The following is a 14,467-nucleotide window of genomic DNA, read 5'->3' on the forward strand; positions in this document are numbered from 1 at the left end:
CTCCTCGGTGTACCTGCTTTTTCTCATGTCCGTCATTCTCGAAGTTGACGGACTTCGCTGCCATTACGCTGGTACGGCTGCGAGGGGGCAGGTCACTATCAAAACAGGATTATTTCGGCGCCAGGCGGATGGCGCCGTCCAGGCGGATGACTTCGCCGTTGAGCATCTCATTCTCGAAGATGTGGCGCACCAGCTTGGCGTAGTCCTGGGGTGTGCCCAGCCGGCTGGGGAAGGGCACTCCGGCAGCCAGTGCATCCTGTACTTCCTGCGGCATACCAAACAGCATGGGCGTGCCGAAAATGCCCGGCGCGATGGTCATGTTGCGGATCCCGCTGCGCGCCAGGTCGCGCGCGATGGGCAGTGTCATGCCGACCACGCCGCCCTTGGAAGCCGAATACGCCGCCTGCCCGATCTGCCCGTCGTAGGCGGCAACGCTGGCAGTGGAGATCAGCACGCCACGCTCGCCCGTGGACTCGGGCTGGTTTTGGCTCATCGCCTCGGCCGCCAGACGGATCATGTTGAAACTGCCGATCAGGTTCACGTTGATCGTCTGGGCAAAGCCCGCCAGCGCATGCGCGCCATTCTTGCCAACGGTCTTTTCGGCTGGCGCGATGCCGGCGCAATTCACCAGACCCATCAGCTTGCCCAGCGACACGGCCTTGGCAACCACCGTCTGGCCGTCGGCTTCGTTGCTGACGTCGCAACGCACGAACTCGCCGCCGATCTCGCGCGCCAGGGCTTCGCCCTTGTCGGCCTGCATATCGGCGATGACCACGCTGCCGCCGGCATCCCGGAGCATGCGTGCCGTGCCTTCGCCGAGGCCCGAGGCGCCGCCGGTGACGATGAATACCTTGCCCTTGATGTCCATGGAACGGTCTTTCGTGAAGTGTTGAGATTGACGTGCACGTCAATTATCACCGACCGTTGCCAGGATGGCGAAGCGCCTGAGTACCCCACGCGACGCAGTGCTGTTTCAGCCGTGCTGCCCGTCCAAAAGAAGCCTGGCGTGCTCCTCGGACAGCCCGATGCGCACTGCATCGCCGGTGCCGATGGGCACCACATCGCAGTTGTGTCCGGCACCGCCCCGGTCCACGACCAGGAAGCGTGATGGCGCGCCCAGGGTGATGAGCGAGTGGTGCCAGACGCCACGGCGGTAGTTGACGCCCTGGTGGCCGTCGGTGACGAAGACCCGCAAGTCCTGCGCTCGGACCGTATCGCTTGCCGGCGCCACCACGACGATGAAAGACTGCCCTTCCAGTGGCATGAAGGCCTGGCTGCCCAGCGGATGCCGCTCCATCTCGCGCAGCAGCGGCGCAGCGGAATAGGGCAGGGCCTGGAAGATGTTGATCAGCGCATGTCCGTCCTCGCCGCCGGCGTCCACCCGTGCCAGGGCGTGGTAACGCTCGGTCATGCCCTGGTTGATGGAGATCGGCGTACGTTCCGAGGTCTCAAGCACTTCACCAAACGGCGCGAATGCCGCGGCGGTGAGCGGCTGGGATTGCACAAGATATGTCGTGGCAGGGCTTGTAATGGCAGAGGAGTCTAGGGCGATGCTCATAAGGGAGGGAACTGGACCAACTGGTAATACCAGTATGTTTTGACGCCGGCCTGCTGTCAAACGGATTTTTTGCTGTTTCCCCTAGGGTTTGTGCGCGTGCGCTTGGTCTACGGCTCCATTAAGGTTCGCGGCGCTGATCTCATACCGGTAATACCAGTTAGCAATCTGTCCACTCAAGGAATACCGATGTCCACTCTCTCCCATACCGCCGACATGCCCGCGCCGGCTCCCGGGCTGGCGACCGAATCCGCTGCCGAAACGGCGGTCTACCGTAAGGTGGCCTGGCGGCTGCTGCCTTTCATCATGGCCTGCTACGTGGCGGCCTACCTGGACCGCGTGAACGTCGGCTTCGCCAAGCTGCACATGCTGGCCGACCTGCAGTTCAGCGAGGCCATGTACGGCCTGGGCGCAGGCCTGTTCTTCATCGGCTATTTCTTCTTCGAGGTGCCCAGCAACATGCTGATGCACCGCGTGGGCGCGAAAGCGACCATCTCGCGCATCATGATCCTGTGGAGCCTGATCTCGGCCGGGATGATGTTCGTCACCACGCCGACGCAGTTCTATGTGCTGCGCTTCCTGCTGGGCGCGGCCGAAGCAGGCTTCTACCCCGGCATGATCCTGTACATGACGTACTGGTTTCCGTCATACCGGCGGGCGCGCATGGTGGCGCTGTTCATGTGCGCCATTCCGGTGTCGGGCATCGTCGGTGGTCCGCTGTCGGGCGGCATCATGGAGCTGATGCAGGGCGTGGCCGGGCTGCGTGGCTGGCAGTGGCTGTTCCTGATCGAGGCCATTCCCTCCATGGTGCTGGGCGTGGCGGTGCTCTGGTACCTGGACAACAACATCCGCAGCGCACGCTGGCTGACGGAAGACGAGAAGACGCTGCTGGAGCGCAACATCGCCCGCGAGAACGCCACTAAGGGCGACGGCCACATGACGCTGCGCGCCCTGTTCGCCGACAAGCGCATCATCAAGATGGCGCTGATCTGCTTTTGCACCGTCATGGGCCAGTACGGCCTGACCTTCTGGCTGCCGACGCTGGTGCGCCAGTCGGGCGTCGAAGGCGCCTTCCAGATCGGCCTGCTGACGGCGGTGCCGTTCTCAGTGGCGGTGGTGTCGATGATCCTGGTCAGCCGCAGCTCGGACCGCCTGCGCGAGCGCCGCTGGCACCTGATCGTGCCGTTCTGTGTGGGCGCGCTGGGCCTGACCCTGTCGGCCATCTTCAGCGGCAACGTCTATTTGTCGCTGGCCGCGCTGGCCCTGGCCGCTGGCGGCAGCTTGGCCACCTCGCCGCTGTTCTGGAGCCTGCCCACGGCCATCCTGTCCAGCGCCGGCGCCGCCGCCGGTATCGCGCTGATCAACTCGTTCGCCAACCTGGCGGGCTTCATCAGCCCCTACATGATCGGCCTGATCAAGGACGCGACACAGAGCACCAACGTGGCCATGTTCGTGCTAGCCGGGGTGCTGCTGTTCGGTGCCTTCCTGACCTACACGGTGCCGGCCAAGCTGGTGAACAAGTAACCCGCACAGGCTGAAACCAGAACAGCGGGGCGTGGGTAAGATGGCCGGCTTCGCTGCTCTTCGCGTCGTTTCGCATCCTTGCGTCATGCCCCATTCCTCCGATAGCAAAGTTGCCGTGGCCAGCCAGGCGGTGCATCTGATCCGCGGCTGGATCGAGGCCGGCACCTATCCGGTCGGCTCGCTGCTGCCGTCCCAGCGCGAGCTGTCCGAGCAGCTGGGCATCAGCCGTACCTCGCTGCGCGAGGCGCTGTCCACTTTGCAGGGGCTGGGGCTGGTGGTGTCGCGCTCGGGCAAGGGGGTCTATGTCACGCAACCGTCCCCCGAGGCGCCGGTCAGCGAGCAGTGGCGCTTCGGCGAGACGCATGCGCTGACGGACGTCTACCAGCTGCGCTATGCGCTGGAAGGTTTCGCCGCCACGTTGGCGGCGCTGGTGGTGCAACCCGAGGATTTGGCGCAGCTGCAGGACAACCTGCAGCGCATGCAGGCCTGCATCGAGGCCTCGGACTTCACCGAGGCCAGCCGGCTGGACTTCGAGTTTCACCTGCAGATCGCCCGCATCTCCGGCAACCATGCGATTGCCGACGTGCTGCGCGGCAGTGGCGAGGTGATGCAGGAAAGCCAGCGCCTGCCGTTTTACCGGCGTGGCGCGCGCCACGCCACGTGTGAGGAGCACGCCGCCATCATCGATGGCCTGGCGCAGGGCCGCTCCGAGCTGGCGCAGCAGGCCATGGCCACGCACATCGTGCGCGCCGCCCAGCGCGCGGGCGTGCATTTCCCGACCGGCTCCGGCGGCTGAACGTACGCGGCCGCGGGCTGCGCGCGGCGTTCCGTGTCTCTTTGCGCAGGTACAAAAAAAGAGGGCAGGGCCCTCCTTGTCGTCAGCCGGTCATTCCGGCCGGATCAGCGAAAGCCCACCCGGTCCAGCATCTGCTGCACCTTCACCGTGTTCGCGCCCACGGCGCTGATCGGGATGGTCTCGCTCTTGAACGGCTTGCCGCCGGTCATGGCCTTGAGCGCCGGATTGTCGAGCTCCACACCCTTGGCAGCCGGCCACTCGTTGTTGGCGTTGGCGAAATAGTTCTGCGCCTCGGGGCTGGCCAGGTACTCCAGGAATTTCACCGCGTTTTCCTTGTGCTTGGCATGCCGCGCCACGCCGCCGCCGGCGATGTTCAGGTGCGTGCCCCACGAGTCTTGGTTGGGAAACACCACACCCACCTTCTGCACCACTGCCTTGTCGTCGGCCTTGTCCGAGCGCATCAGGCGCGCCAGGTAGTAGCTGTTGGTGACGGCGATCTCGCACTCGCCCGTGGCCACCGCCTTGATCTGGTCGGTGTCGCCGCCCTTGGGCCAGCGCGCCATGTTGTCCACGATGCCCTTGAGCCAGGCCTGCGTCTTCTCCGGGCCCATGTGCTCCATCACCGCGCCGAACAGGCTCAGGTTGTAGGGGTGCGAGCCGGAGCGGATGCAGACCTTGTCGCGGTTCTTCGGGTCGCCCAGTTCTTCATAGGTGTCCACGTCCTCGGGTTTCACCTTGGCCTTGTTGTAGACGATGACGCGCGCACGCGTGGACAGGCCGAACCAGGCAATGCCGCCGTCCGCCGCGGGCTGGGCGCGCAGGTTCGCCGGAATCACCTCTTCCAGCATCTTGGAGCGCACCGGCAGGAACAGCCCGTCGGTCTCGCCGCGATAAAAGCGCGCCGCGTCCACCAGCAGGATGACATCGGCCGGCGACGCCGCGCCTTCCGCCTTCAGGCGCGCCATGATGCCGGCGTCGTCCGAATCCACGCGGTTGATCTTGATGCCGGTGGTCTTGGTGAAGCCGTCGTACAACGCCTCGTCGGTGGCGTAGTGCCGGGCGGAATACAGGTTCAGCACCTTGTCTTCCTGGGCATGGGCGGCGCCCAGGGTGGCGCCCAGGGCGCAGGACAGCAGCAAGGTCTTCAGGCGGAGAGACATGGTTGGCGTTCTTTTCTGAATGAAAACCCTCCGATCATAAGGCAGACGAGAATCATTCTCGAATGCCGTCCGTTCGGCGGGTTCTTTGCGCGCCGGCGCCATGCAGCCCGGTACGCGGCGCATGAAAAACGGGCGGCCTGGGCCGCCCGCGTTCAGCGCGCACGTCGATCAGCCAGTTCGGCTGGTCACTGGATGGTCAGCGTCGTGGCGCGGCTTTGCGGCTGCGCCTTGGCCAGCGTCAGGGTCAGGACACCTTTTCCAGCCGCGCGCTGCTGCCGCTGGCGTCGATCTCCTGGGCGAATTCCCAGGCGCGCTGCACTTGGCGCGGCGCGCCTTCGATGCTGGCAACGCGCACCTGGTTGTCTTCGATGGTGATGGTCAGCTGCTCGCGCGACAGTCCGGGCACGTCGAGCTCCAGGGTGATGGATTGCTCGTCCTGGCGAACCTGGGTCGGGGCCTGCACGGCGCTGTGCAGAAAGCGCTGCAACGCCTGGTCGGCAACGCGGGGATTGACAAAGGCGGTGTGGCGCAGCACGGGAGCGAAAATCATGGAGGGGCTTCCTTGGTTCCAAAGTGGGAGCGGCCTGCCTGCCGGAAAAGCCCTGGCCGGTGGCGCGCATGGCACCCACATAGGCGCGGCGAAACTGTTTTCAAGGCCGGGCCAAAACCGCCTGGTGCGGCGCCGCCCAGCGCCATCACGGCGTGCGCGCTGACAGGGCGTTTGCCCACTGGCACAGCCGACCTGGATGGCTGTCACGCAAAATTCGGCCTTCCGCGCCCTGGCGGCGCGCTCCCTAGCGAAGTCTTGTCCGATGCGCACCTGCATGTTGCCTTCCGTTGTTCCCTGTTCCGTTTTCCGCTGCGTGGCCGGCCTTGCCGGTGCCCTGCTGCTGGCGGGCTGTGCAATCCCCGACGCCGTTCCCGGCTTGGACAAGCAGGGCTTCACGCCCAACGACTTCGACAGCAGCAGCATGTACGTGCGCCGCATGGACGCGGCGCAGGCCGACACCTGCGAGGCCGCGCGCCGGGCGCTGCTCAGCCAGGGGTACTTGGTGCAGGCGGCCACCAGTGAAATGGTCACGGCGCGCAAGTTCTACCAGCCCAATCCCGATACCCACTACACGGTCGAGATGCGCGTGGTGTGCGCGCCCGAAGGCGATAACGGTGAGCGCTCCTCGGCCTTCGCCAGCGCGGTGCAGGACCGCTACGTCATCAAAAAGGTGAACAACTCGGCATCGCTGGGGGTAGGTGGCCTGGGATCGGTATCGCTGCCCTTCAGTGCCACCGACGACACGCTGGTGAAAGTGGGCAGCGAGACCATCAACGATGCGCAGTTCTACAGCCGCTTCTTCCAGCTGTTCGAGCGCTATGTGCGCGTATTGCCGATGGCGGAGGAGAGCCCGTTGCACGAGGTGCCGATGCAGGAACGCGAGGCGCTGCAGCGCAACTACTGACGTGCTGCAGGCCCTTCCTGGGCAATGTCATGGCGAGAAGAGGTGCTGATAAGAGGTGCTGATAATTCCGCAACCACCCGCAGACAACGTGCCGCAGGGTGGTTTTTGCGTGCAATTGAGCCCATTTTTCTGCGTGTTGAGGCCGCTGTTTTTTCTCGCGCCAAAATGCATGCATATACCTGCAACGATGCTCAATTGCATTCAAAAATGAATACAGATGCGGTCTTTTCGGGGTGCTCCCTGGCCAAGCGCTTTTTTGCAGCAGGGCTGTCCGGCAATGGCGGGATGCATTCCACAATCGCTGCCAGCCCCTGATCAGGCCTTTCGTTTCCTGCTTCCGTCGATCCCATGCTTTCTTTCAACCGTCGCCGCTTTCTGGCCATCAGCGCGGCTGCCCTTTCGATTTCGTTGTTTTCCCTGGGCGCGCAGGCCGCTGGCGCAGGCCCCATCCGCCTGGCACTGGTGGAAAGCCTCTCCGGCAGCTTCGCCAACACCGGCGAAGCCGTGTTCCGCAACATTGCCTGGGCGGTGGAGCGGGTGAATGCCCGCGGCGGCGTGCGCCTGCCCGCCAGCAGCGGCGGTGCCCGGCAGCTGCAGCTGGCGCGCTACGACAGCAAGGGCAGCAACGAGGAAGCCCTGTCGGCGCTGCGTGCCGCCATTGACGACGGCGCCCGCATCATCCTGCAGGGCAACTCGTCGGCCACTGCCGCGGCGCTGATCGAGGCCATCAACAAGCACAACCAGCGCGAGCCGGGCAAGCGCGTGCTGTTCTTCAATTACTCGGCGGTCGATCCCAGCCTGACCAACGACAAGTGCAGCTTCTGGCACTTCCGCTTCGACGCCCATGCCGACATGCGCATGGCCGCGCTGATGGACGTGCTGCGCGAGGACCGCCAGCTGTCGCAGGCCTATCTAATCGGCCAGGACTACAGCTTCGGCCAATCTGTGCTGCGCGAAGCCAAACGCCAGCTGGCGGCGCTGCGGCCGGATGTGGCCATCGTCGGCGAAGAGCTGCACCCGGTGGGTCGTGTCAAGGACTTCGCGCCTTACGCCGTGAAGATCAAGGCCAGCGGCGCGCAGGCGGTCATCACCGGCAACTGGGGCAACGACCTGACACTGCTGGTCAAGGCCGCGCGCGAGGTGGGCTACGAGGGCATGTTCTACACCTTCTACGGCAACGCCCTGGGTGCGCCGGCCGCTTTGGGCGACGCCGGCGTCGGCAAGGTGGTGGCCGTGGCCGACTGGCTGCCCAACGTGCCGACGGCTGGCAGCGAGGCCTTCTACCGCGCCTTCCGCGCGCGCTTCCCGGACCCGCGCGATGACTATGTGCACATGCGCATGCAGCTCATGGTCGAGGCATTGGCTCAGGCCTTCGAGCGCGCCGCCAGCCTGGACACCGTGGCCGTGGCGCGCGCGCTGGAGACTGCCGACGTCACCCTGTCCGGCCAGAGCGGGCGCATGCGCGCCGAGGACCACCAGTTCCAGCAGTCGCTGGTGGTCGGCGTCATGGACCGCGTCGGCGCGCCGGGCGTGCAGTTCGACGTGGAAGGCTCGGGCTACGGCTTTCGCGTAGTGCGGCAGATAGCCGCCGACCAGGCGCGCATGCCCACGTCCTGCCGTATGGCGCGGCCGTCGTGATAGCGCCCGGCCGGTGGCCGGGCTGCTGTGGGCATGCAGTCCGCCGGCTGCTGCATGCCAGCCGCCGCGATGACGGGGCGGAAGAAGGCGCCGCCGCCGATGGTCAACGCTGACGTGACGGCGGTTTGGGCCAGCGCAGGCGTGGCAACTGCCGGCGCAGCTGTGCCAGGGTCAGCGCCGGTTGCGGCGCATAGCGCGCGCGCTCCAGGCGCAGCAGCCATTGCGCCGCCGGCTGTGCCTGGGTGCCGAAATGCGCCTGCGCGCGCTCGGCCAGGGCGCGCGGCGGCAGGTGCGCGGGCAGCTCCAGCCCGGCCTGCGCCAATCGCCCCCGTGCCCGCGCCAGCAGGCGCTGCCACGGGTCCTGGCGCTGGCGTTGCCAGACGGTCCACGCGCCGCCCAGCGCGGCCGCCAATGCCGCCAGTCCGCCCAGCACGCGCACCAGATCCTGCCAGCCGGGTGCCTCCAGGCCCAGGCGGCGCAGCAAGCCCAACTGGTCCTGCTGGGTGTAGTTCAGCACCCACTGGTTCCAGCGATTGTTCACCGCCTCCCACACGGCGCGCAGGCGCAGCAGCGCGCTGGGGCTGACGACCGTGGACATGGCGTTGCCGAACGCGCCGCGCGGCGCCTGCAGGCGTTGGGGCAGCCCGATGCGGTCGGGCGAGACCGAGGCCGTCGGGTCCACGCGCACCCAGCCGCTCCCCTCCAGCCAGACTTCGGTCCAAGCGTGCGCATCGCTCTGGCGCACGGTCCAGTAGCCGTCCACGCCGTTCACCTGCCCGCCTTGGTAGCCGGTGACGATGCGCGCCGGCACGCCGCCGGCGCGCATCAGCACCGCGAAGGCCGAGGCGATGTGCTCGCAGAAACCCTCCTTGCGGTCGAACCAGAAGTCGTCGGCGGTGTGCTCGCCGTACACCCCTGGCTCCAGCGTGTAGCGGTAGCCGCCGCCGCGCAGCCGTGCCAGCGCCGCCTGGACGAAGGCCTGCGGCGCGGTGCCATCCGGGCGCAGCTCGTGCGCCAGGGCCTGGGTGCGCGGGTTCAGCGCCGCCGGCAACTGCAGGTAGGGGCGCAGCGCGCGCGTGTCCTCGCGCGGGCCGTGGCGGAACCGCAGGTGGCTGCTGGCCTGGTAGCGCAGTACGCTGGTGACCGGGCGCGAGGCCAGCCACTGCAGTTCGGGCGTCATCTGCGCGCGCCAGCCGTCGGGCAGGGCGGGTGGCTGCTCGGCAGCGTCCAGCACCAGCAGCCAGGGGTGGTAGCTGGGCTCCAGCGTGACTTCGTGCGGCACCGCCTCGCCCTGGACCTGCAGCTGCGCCGGCGCGGGCTGCGCCCAGGTGATGGCGCGTGCCTCGGGCTGCGACAGCGCCAGCCATTCGCGTCCGTCGAAGGCCGTTAGCACCGGGCCGCGAAAGTACAGCGCGCTCTGCGGCGGCGGCTGGCCGCCCGGCGTGAGGAAGCGCACGCGCAGGGCGATGCCGTCGTCCAGCGCCAGCTGCGCCACGCTGCCCACGCGCATCTGCGCCGACAGGCCGCTGCGCCCGGTGGCCATGTCCGAGGGCAGGCCCCACAGCGGCGCGATGCGCGGGAAGAACAGGAACAGCGCCACCATCACCGGCGCGCCCAGCAGCGTCATGCGCGCCGCCGTGCGCAGCGACTCGGCCAGCGGCGGGTGGCCGACCGGCAGGTGCGCGTTCACCAGCGCCGTCAGCAGGCCCAGCAGCGCCGCCAGCATGACCAGTGCCGTGGGCAGCGACTGCGAGAAGAAGAAGTTGGCGATCAGCGTAAAGAAGCCGAGGAAGAACACCGCCATGGCGTCGCGCCGGGCGCGCAGCTCCAGGGTTTTCAACGCCAGCAGCATGGCGATCAGCGTCACGCCGGCCTCGTAGCCGACGATGGTGCGGAACTGCGCCAGCGTCAGCACCAGCACCACGACCAGCAGCAGCGAACGCAGCCAACGCCCGGGCAGCGGCCGCGCGCGCCAGGCAAGCAGGCCGCGCCAGCCCAGCAGCAGCGCCGCCAGCGCGCTGGCCCAGGCCGGGATGTGCGCAATCAGCGGGGCCAGGCACAGCGCCACCACCGCCAGCAGGAACAGCACGTCGCGCGTTTCGCGCGGCAGCCTCGCGGTTTGGAGCGCGCTCACCCGGAACGCCTCCGACGCTCGCTGCCTTCCTGTTTGCTATTAAAATAATAGCAGTATGCCCTGGTGTTATATGGGCTGGAGGCCGATTTGGCTTGAAATCGGCTCAACACAACGCCAATGCCTCCAGGCAGGCCCGCCGATGCGCAGGGCCGGTGGCAGGAGCGATCTGCCGGCCAGGCACGCGCAGGCCGTAGTCCACGCCCATGCGGTCGGCCTGCAGCACCCAGCTGGCCAGGCGCGACAGGCGCGCTTCCGGCGCCGCCAGCCCGGTGGCGGCGGCGTCCAGCCACAGCTGGCGGCGCTGGCTGTGCTGCGTGTCGCGGCTGACCAGCTCGCCGCTGCCGGTGGCCAGCGCACGGGCGGCCTTCTTCCAGACCACCTGGCGCAGGCCGTCGCCGGCGCGCCAGGCGCGCACGCCGTCGAATTCGCCCGCGCCCTGGTGGCTGGCGCTGGCACCGCTGCCGGCCTGCGGCTCGCCAGGGGGCAACGGCGGCGCCGGTACTTCGGGCTGCGGATAGACCAGCAGCTGCGCCGCCGGGCGCCACAGCGTCCAGACCCGGAACGCACCCAGCGGGAACAGCGTCTGCGCGGTCAGTACCGGCACGTCGTGCAGCCCGCGCCGCGGCGCCGCGAAAGCCACCTGCAGCGTGGCGCTGCCGCCTGCCGGCACGTCGGCCAGCGCCCAGTGGCCGCTGCCGTGCAGCGCCAGCGCGATGGCGCGGCGCGGGCTGCGCCGGCTGCTGTGCAGCTGCACCTGCAGCGGCGCGGCGCTGCCGGCGAACTGCGCCTCAGGCGCCACCAGGTGCAGCGTCAGTCCGCGCAGCGTGCCGTGGCAGACGTGCACGCTGGCCGCGGCGCAGCCGGCCAGCAGGAAGGTCAGCAAATAACCCAGGTTCAGCTGGAAGTTGATCGACGCCACCAGCAGCACCAGCAGGGTCAGCGCCAGCATCCAGCCGGCGGCGGTGGGCAGGATGTAGAGGTTGCGCTGCGTCAGCTCCAGCGTGTCGGTGCGCGGCAGGCGAGCGCTCCACCAGCGCTGCCAGCGCGCGGCCAGCGCGGCGCGAGGGCCGCGCCGGCGGGGCAGGGTCGAGGCGGGTGCAGCGGCGGCCGGCATCACGACAGCGGCGTGGCCTCGACCATGGCGCGCACCTGCTCGACCGCACCGCGCCCGGCGTCGCCCGTGGGCACCAGGCGGTGCGCGATGGTCTGCGCCAGGATGGCCTGCACGTCGTCCGGCGCCACGTAGTCGCGCCCCTCGATCAGCGCCTGCGCCTTGGCCGCGCGCATCAGCGCGATGCCGGCGCGCGGTGACAGGCCCTGCGCGAACCACCGCCCGCCGCGCGTGGCGGCGATCAGGTCCTGCACGTAGTTCAACAGTGGCTCCGCGGCATGCACCGCCAACACCTGCTGCTGCAGCGCGGCCAGTTCGGCGGCGGTCAGCAGCGGCTGCAGGCTGTCCACCATGCCGCGCCGGTCGCTGCCGGCCAGCAGCAGGCGCTCGGCGGCGCGGTCCGGGTAGCCCAGCGAGATGCGCATCAGGAAGCGGTCGAGCTGGCTCTCGGGCAGCGCGAAGGTGCCGAGCTGGTCCTGCGGGTTCTGCGTGGCGATGACGAAGAACGGCTCGGGCAGAGCGCGCGTCGCGCCTTCCACCGAGACCTGCTTTTCCTCCATCGCTTCAAGCAGCGCGCTTTGCGTCTTCGGACTGGCGCGGTTGATCTCGTCGGCCAGCAGCACCTGGGTGAACACCGGGCCGGGATGGAAGGCGAAGGCCTGGCTGGCGCGCTCGTACACCGCCACGCCGGTCAGGTCGCTGGGCATCAGGTCGGCGGTGAACTGCACGCGCGCGAACTGCAGCCCGAAGGTGCGCGCCAGGGCGTGCGCCAAAGTGGTCTTGCCGACGCCGGGCACGTCCTCGATCAGCAGGTGGCCACCCGCCAGCAGGCATGCCACGCAGTCGCGAACCTGCGAATTCTTGCCCACTATCACCGTGTTAAGCTGGTCCAGAAGCGCTTTGATCTTGGGCTGTGCATGCATGGCGCGACGTTATCCGAAAACCACCAGGGGACACGGTCAATGACTGCGGGCAGGACAGGCTATTACACCCACCGTGACTGCTGGAAGCACGAGATGGGCATCGGACACCCTGAATGCCCGGCGCGGCTGGACGCCATCGAGGACCGGCTGCTGGTCACCGGCGTGGGTGACCTGCTGGACCGGCGCGAGGCGCCGCTGGCGTCGCTGGCCGATATCGAGCTGGCGCACGAGCGCATGTACGTCGCCGCGCTGCGCGGCATGAACGACCGGCTGATCGAGGAGGAAGACGCCGGCGGCCCGGCCTACGCCCAGATCGACACGGACACTTCCATGAACCGCCACACCTGGACGGCGGCGCTGCGCGCGGCCGGCGCGGCGCTGGCGGCGACCGACGCGGTCATGGCCGGGGAGCTGGAAAACGCTTTCTGCAGCGTGCGCCCGCCGGGCCATCACGCCGAAAAGAACAAGGCCATGGGCTTTTGCTTCTTCAACAACGTGGCGATCGCCGCCAGGTACGCGCTGGAGCGGCATCACCTCAAACGCGTGGCGGTGGTCGACTTCGACGTGCACCACGGCAACGGCACCGAGAACATCCTGGCGGGCGACCCGCGCGTGCTGATGGTCGGCATCTTCCAGCACCCGTTCTATCCGTTCAGCGGCGACCAGAACCCGGCCGCCAACATGCTGAACGTGCCCGTGCCGGCCTATACCAAGGGCATGGACGTGCGCGACATCGTCGAGATGATGTGGCTACCGCGCCTGGAGGCCTTCAAGCCCGAGATGATTTTCGTGTCCGCCGGCTTCGACGCGCACCGCGAGGACGACATGGGCCAGCTCGGCCTGACCGAGCAGGACTACACCTGGATCACCATGCGCATCAAGGACGTGGCGCGGCGCTTTGCCAAGAGCCGCATCGTCTCGTGCCTGGAGGGCGGCTACATGATGGGACCGCTGGCGCGCAGCGTGGAAGCCCACCTGCGCGTGCTGGCCGATCTGTGACCGATGGAACCGTTGAAAGGAGAACTGCAGCCATGACCGAAGCATCGCCGCTGGTGCTGAGCGCGCGCGACGCGCGCGGCGTCTACACCCTGACGCTGAACGATCCCGCCCGTTTCAACGCGCTGGGCGGCGCCATGCTGGATGCGCTGCAGCATGCTCTGGACGAAGTGGCGCACGACGAGCAGGCCCGCGCGGTGGTGCTGGGCGGCGCCGGCAAGGCGTTCTGCGCCGGGCACAACCTCAAGGACATGGCCGCCAATCCCCAGCTGGCCTGGTACCAGCAGTTGTTCGCCCAGTGCAGCCGGGTGATGCTGGCCATCCACAAGCTGCCGGTGCCGGTCATCGCCCGGGTGCATGGCATGGCCACGGCGGCGGGCTGCCAGCTGGTGGCGCAGTGCGACCTGGCGGTGGCCAGCCTGGAAGCCAGCTTCGCCACCAGCGGCATCCACTACGGCCTGTTCTGCGCCACGCCCAGCGTGCCGCTGGTGCGCAATGTGCCCGCCAAGCAGGCCATGGAAATGCTGCTGACGGGCGACTTCATCGACGCGCCCACGGCACTGGCGCAGGGCCTGGTCAACCGCGCCGTGCCGGCGCACCAGCTGGACGCGCAGGTCGAGGCGCTGGTTGCGGCCATCGTCGAGAAGCCGCGCGCCGCCGTCGCCATGGGCAAGGCACTGGTCTACCAGCAGCGCGAGCTGGGGCTGGACGCCGCCTACCAGCTCGCCGGCCAGGCCATGGCCAGCAACATGATGGACGATGCGGCGCAGGAAGGCGCGCGTGCGTTTGCCGAAAAACGCCAGCCGGCATGGAAAGCGCTGCACGGCGCCTGACGGGCCGGCGCCACACATCTCGTCCGTTCGGAGGGCGCCAAAACCCCCCGAGCACTGGCATAATCTTGAAATAGCACGATCGTTCTTTTTATTCGCCAACGGATTGCCGCTGCGCCGCAGCCCCGATTCCACGGCCGATGTCCGGAAGCGGTCGCACCCATCCAATCACCATCGAAGGAGCTGCAGCAATGAAGGTCTTGGTCCCCGTCAAGCGCGTGGTGGACTACAACGTGAAGGTCCGCGTCAAATCGGACGGCACGGGAGTGGACACCGCCAACGTCAAGATGAGCATGAACCCCTTTGACGAGATTGCCGTCGAGGAAGCGGTGCGCCTCAAAGAAAA

The 14,467-nt window shown here is 67.8% G+C and carries 13 protein-coding genes and 2 pseudogenes; 8 read left to right on the forward strand and 7 right to left on the reverse strand.

What is annotated here, in order from left to right:
- Positions 1–109 precede the first annotated feature (109 nt).
- A complete protein-coding gene (locus tag BLQ61_RS16965; RefSeq protein WP_091572954.1) occupies positions 110–868 on the reverse strand; it encodes a 3-hydroxyacyl-CoA dehydrogenase in 759 nt (252 codons plus the stop codon).
- 105 nt (positions 869–973) lie between these two features.
- Positions 974–1,558: an ureidoglycolate lyase gene (locus BLQ61_RS16970; protein ID WP_091572957.1), complete on the reverse strand. Its 585-nt coding sequence runs from the start codon at positions 1,556–1,558 to the stop codon at positions 974–976.
- A 186-nt stretch (positions 1,559–1,744) separates the two neighbouring features.
- Here BLQ61_RS16970 and BLQ61_RS16975 point away from each other — a divergent pair, with 186 nt between their 5' ends.
- Positions 1,745–3,079 carry an MFS transporter gene (locus tag BLQ61_RS16975; RefSeq protein ID WP_091572961.1) on the forward strand — a complete coding sequence of 445 codons (1,335 nt, stop codon included), beginning with the start codon at positions 1,745–1,747 and terminating at the stop codon, positions 3,077–3,079.
- An 85-nt stretch (positions 3,080–3,164) separates the two neighbouring features.
- Positions 3,165–3,875: a FadR/GntR family transcriptional regulator gene (locus tag BLQ61_RS16980; RefSeq protein ID WP_091572964.1), complete on the forward strand. Its 711-nt coding sequence runs from the start codon at positions 3,165–3,167 to the stop codon at positions 3,873–3,875.
- Between the two features lie 104 nt (positions 3,876–3,979).
- On the opposite strand, the gene BLQ61_RS16985 is transcribed toward BLQ61_RS16980, so the two are convergent.
- Positions 3,980–5,035, reverse strand: a complete 1,056-nt coding sequence (locus BLQ61_RS16985; protein ID WP_091572967.1) for an extracellular solute-binding protein — start codon at positions 5,033–5,035, stop codon at positions 3,980–3,982.
- A gap of 185 nt (positions 5,036–5,220) precedes the next feature.
- A pseudogene (locus tag BLQ61_RS16990) lies at positions 5,221–5,585 on the reverse strand (Hsp20/alpha crystallin family protein).
- Positions 5,586–5,898: 313 nt separating this feature from the next.
- Here BLQ61_RS16990 and BLQ61_RS16995 point away from each other — a divergent pair.
- From BLQ61_RS16995 to BLQ61_RS17000, 3 genes are read left to right on the forward strand one after another with little or no spacing between them, the layout of a single operon-like run.
- Positions 5,899–6,489: a DUF2242 domain-containing protein gene (locus BLQ61_RS16995; RefSeq protein ID WP_342672248.1), complete on the forward strand. Its 591-nt coding sequence runs from the start codon at positions 5,899–5,901 to the stop codon at positions 6,487–6,489.
- Between the two features lie 24 nt (positions 6,490–6,513).
- Complete coding sequence (locus tag BLQ61_RS17470; RefSeq protein ID WP_217629414.1) at positions 6,514–6,804, forward strand: hypothetical protein; 291 nt, start codon at positions 6,514–6,516, stop codon at positions 6,802–6,804.
- A gap of 33 nt (positions 6,805–6,837) precedes the next feature.
- Positions 6,838–8,127, forward strand: a complete 1,290-nt coding sequence (locus tag BLQ61_RS17000; RefSeq protein WP_091572973.1) for a branched-chain amino acid ABC transporter substrate-binding protein — start codon at positions 6,838–6,840, stop codon at positions 8,125–8,127.
- Positions 8,128–8,230: 103 nt separating this feature from the next.
- Here BLQ61_RS17000 and BLQ61_RS17005 read toward each other — a convergent pair whose 3' ends face one another.
- The 3 genes from BLQ61_RS17005 to BLQ61_RS17015 form a co-directional block, all read right to left on the reverse strand.
- Positions 8,231–10,261 carry a transglutaminase TgpA family protein gene (locus BLQ61_RS17005; RefSeq protein WP_091572976.1) on the reverse strand — a complete coding sequence of 677 codons (2,031 nt, stop codon included), beginning with the start codon at positions 10,259–10,261 and terminating at the stop codon, positions 8,231–8,233.
- Positions 10,262–10,364: 103 nt separating this feature from the next.
- Positions 10,365–11,375 (reverse strand): DUF58 domain-containing protein, encoded by a 1,011-nt coding sequence (locus BLQ61_RS17010; protein WP_091572979.1) that lies wholly within the window; start codon positions 11,373–11,375, stop codon positions 10,365–10,367.
- Positions 11,375–12,295: an AAA family ATPase gene (locus BLQ61_RS17015; protein ID WP_091572981.1), complete on the reverse strand. Its 921-nt coding sequence runs from the start codon at positions 12,293–12,295 to the stop codon at positions 11,375–11,377. The genes BLQ61_RS17010 and BLQ61_RS17015 overlap by 1 nt, the downstream gene beginning before the upstream one ends.
- 39 nt (positions 12,296–12,334) lie before the next feature.
- On the opposite strand from BLQ61_RS17015, the gene BLQ61_RS17020 reads away from it, so the two are divergent.
- The 3 genes and pseudogenes from BLQ61_RS17020 to BLQ61_RS17030 form a co-directional block, all read left to right on the forward strand.
- Entirely contained in the window at positions 12,335–13,294 is a 960-nt protein-coding gene (locus BLQ61_RS17020) for a histone deacetylase family protein (protein ID WP_091572984.1), read from the forward strand.
- Positions 13,295–13,326: 32 nt separating this feature from the next.
- On the forward strand, positions 13,327–14,124 hold the full coding sequence (locus BLQ61_RS17025) for an enoyl-CoA hydratase (RefSeq protein WP_091572985.1): 798 nt from the start codon (positions 13,327–13,329) through the stop codon (positions 14,122–14,124).
- A gap of 188 nt (positions 14,125–14,312) precedes the next feature.
- Positions 14,313–14,467: pseudogene (locus BLQ61_RS17030) on the forward strand (electron transfer flavoprotein subunit beta/FixA family protein); the annotation flags it as partial.

It is taken from the genome of Oryzisolibacter propanilivorax, from assembly GCF_900103645.1.
Taxonomy (GTDB): Bacteria; Pseudomonadota; Gammaproteobacteria; order Burkholderiales; family Burkholderiaceae_C; genus Melaminivora; species Melaminivora propanilivorax.

What these genes read in the sequence shown, in the direction of transcription:
- BLQ61_RS17020 (WP_091572984.1), top strand. Translation starts at nt 12,335, where the DNA reads ATGACTGCGGGCAGGACAGGCTATTACACCCACCGTGACTGCTGGAAG.
- BLQ61_RS17025 (WP_091572985.1), top strand. Translation starts at nt 13,327, where the DNA reads ATGACCGAAGCATCGCCGCTGGTGCTGAGCGCGCGCGACGCGCGCGGC.
- BLQ61_RS17010 (WP_091572979.1), bottom strand. Translation starts at nt 11,375, where the DNA reads ATGCCGGCCGCCGCTGCACCCGCCTCGACCCTGCCCCGCCGGCGCGGC.
- BLQ61_RS16965 (WP_091572954.1), bottom strand. Translation starts at nt 868, where the DNA reads ATGGACATCAAGGGCAAGGTATTCATCGTCACCGGCGGCGCCTCGGGC.
- BLQ61_RS17000 (WP_091572973.1), top strand. Translation starts at nt 6,838, where the DNA reads ATGCTTTCTTTCAACCGTCGCCGCTTTCTGGCCATCAGCGCGGCTGCC.
- BLQ61_RS16975 (WP_091572961.1), top strand. Translation starts at nt 1,745, where the DNA reads ATGTCCACTCTCTCCCATACCGCCGACATGCCCGCGCCGGCTCCCGGG.
- BLQ61_RS16985 (WP_091572967.1), bottom strand. Translation starts at nt 5,035, where the DNA reads ATGTCTCTCCGCCTGAAGACCTTGCTGCTGTCCTGCGCCCTGGGCGCC.
- BLQ61_RS17470 (WP_217629414.1), top strand. Translation starts at nt 6,514, where the DNA reads ATGTCATGGCGAGAAGAGGTGCTGATAAGAGGTGCTGATAATTCCGCA.
- BLQ61_RS16980 (WP_091572964.1), top strand. Translation starts at nt 3,165, where the DNA reads ATGCCCCATTCCTCCGATAGCAAAGTTGCCGTGGCCAGCCAGGCGGTG.
- BLQ61_RS17015 (WP_091572981.1), bottom strand. Translation starts at nt 12,295, where the DNA reads ATGCATGCACAGCCCAAGATCAAAGCGCTTCTGGACCAGCTTAACACG.
- BLQ61_RS16970 (WP_091572957.1), bottom strand. Translation starts at nt 1,558, where the DNA reads ATGAGCATCGCCCTAGACTCCTCTGCCATTACAAGCCCTGCCACGACA.